The organism is Bullifex sp., assembly GCF_034103065.1.
GTDB lineage: Bacteria > Spirochaetota > Spirochaetia > Sphaerochaetales > Sphaerochaetaceae > Bullifex.
Genome location: NZ_JAXEGN010000121.1, coordinates 1 through 2,144, shown reverse-complemented (window position 1 = coordinate 2,144; position 2,144 = coordinate 1). Strand labels below are relative to the sequence as shown.

The window sequence follows — 2,144 nt, the reverse complement described above, 5'->3', positions numbered from 1 at the left end:
GGCGACGGTTCAATTATGATGAATCTGCAGGAGCTTCAGACAGTATTAACAAACAAGCTTCCAATCAAGTTGTTTTTAATTAATAATAGCGGTTATCATTCTATCCGTATTACACAGACAAATCTTTTTAATAAGAACTTTGTGGGAATTGGTGAGGAATCGGGTGATCTTTCTTTCCCTGAATTTAAAAAGATTGCGAAAGCATTTGGCTATAAATATTTAAGTGCTTCGTCTAATGCTGAAATGAAGAAAGTTGTAGATGAGGCTTTACATACAGATGGACCTGTATTTACAGAGATTTTTACAGATACAAAACAAGTATGGGAACCAAAGAGTGCAACAAAGAGATTGGAAGATGGAACTTTAGTAAGCCCTCCTCTTGAAGATTTAGCTCCATTCCTACCTAAAGAGGAATTGAGAAAGATCATGCTGGTACCAATGGTGGAAGAATAATATAGTTGTTTTATAAAAGGATGGCATAATGAAAAGAGCTATAATTACAGGTGCTACAGGTGCTATTGGAACAGCGTTGGTAAATGAATTAATCAAGAATAAAGTTGAAGTTTTGGTGATTTGTCGAGGAAACTCAAATAGAAACATTAATATACCTGATTCACCACTAGTATCAAAATTATATTGTGATTTAAAAGATCTCTCTTCGTTGAAGAATAATACTGGCAAAGAATACGATGTGTTTTATCATTTTGCGTGGATGGGCACAAGTGGCGTAGCACGAAATGATATGTATTTACAGAACCAAAATGTTCAGTATTCTCTTGATGCAGTTGGTGTTGCTAAACGTTTTAAATGTCGCAAATTTATTGGTGCTGGTTCACAAGCTGAATATGGAAGGGTAGAGGGTAAACTTAAAGCAAAGACACCTACATTTCCTGAAAATGGATATGGATATGCAAAGCTTTGTGCCGGTCAAATGACAAGGGATTATTCACATCAATTAGGTATTGAGCATGTATGGACTCGAATATTAAGTATTTATGGTCCAAATGACGGCCAACAGAGTATGGTAATGTCTACTATTAATAAGATGATAAATGGAGAGATTCCTCAGTTTACTAAGGGTGAACAGATGTGGGACTATTTGTATAGTGGTGATGCAGCAAGAGCTTTCTTTTTGTTAGGTGAAAGAGGTGTAGATGGAAAAACTTATGTCGTTGGAAGTGGTAAAGTTAAGCCTTTAGCAGAATACATTAAAGACATCCAGCGAATTGTTAATCCTAAATGTGAAATACAGTTAGGAGCTATCCCTTATGATGATAAACAGGTGATGTATTTATGTGCAGATACAGTAGAATTAGAAAAAGATACTGGATGGAAACCTAGTATTAGTTTTGAAGAAGGTATAAAGAACGTCATTAAATAATATTAGAATAGGCTAAAAGTTTTGTTTGAATTTGCTATTTTTGAAACCTTTTTTCTAATGTGAATTATTAGCAGTCAATACAATTAACAAATATCTGTTAGCTGAGAGATAAATGATTGTGCATCAAAATTTAGAACATCAAAAGAAGATTTATTATACCTTTTTAAAAACTTATTAATTTCTTCATACTGTTTATCAATATTGCTTGGTAAAATAAGTCCAAGATTATTTTCAATAATAAAATCAGTAATATCGCTATTCTTCTTTTTCTTTTCTGTAATAAAATATGATTTCTTTAAATATAGAGATGATAACATTGCTTTCCTATCAGATGGACCGATAATAATATCGGCTTCAGAAAATAGACTATACTTGTTTTCTAATTGATTACTAAAAAATGTTAATTCCAAATGTTTACATTTTGAAGCTTCAGATTTTAGTTTCTTAATTTTTTCTTGATTTACATTAAATATTATAAGTTCAGCATTAATATCCTTTTTTATTAACTTATAGATATTAACTTTATCTTCTTTCATATCATAAAGGATTCTTATTTTATGATTATTATCTACATCATTTATTAATAAATCATTAGCTTCTGGTAATAAAATAGGAGCGAGTGCTATAGAACTTTCATTTTGTCCAATAAGTGCAGCTGCTTCTGCACCTTGCTCAGTGGAAATAAAGAATTTATCTACATCATTATTTACAGTATTTTTACTAATACTGAAGAATCTTGTTTCATAGTAGCAAACTGATAAAT

Annotated in this window: 3 protein-coding genes; 2 read left to right on the top strand and 1 reads right to left on the bottom strand. The window is 31.3% G+C overall.

The window, feature by feature from the left end; all coding sequences use genetic code 11:
• On the top strand, positions 1–453 hold a 453-nt coding region (locus SOY52_RS04790), incomplete at its 5' end, for a thiamine pyrophosphate-dependent enzyme (RefSeq protein ID WP_320847840.1).
• Positions 454–481: 28 nt separating this feature from the next.
• Positions 482–1,381, top strand: coding sequence for an NAD(P)-dependent oxidoreductase (locus SOY52_RS04785; protein WP_320847839.1), 900 nt, complete (start codon positions 482–484; stop codon positions 1,379–1,381).
• Between the two features lie 83 nt (positions 1,382–1,464).
• On the opposite strand, the gene SOY52_RS04780 is transcribed toward SOY52_RS04785, so the two are convergent.
• Positions 1,465–2,144: hypothetical protein (locus SOY52_RS04780; RefSeq protein ID WP_320847838.1), on the bottom strand; the 680-nt coding region annotated here is incomplete at its 5' end.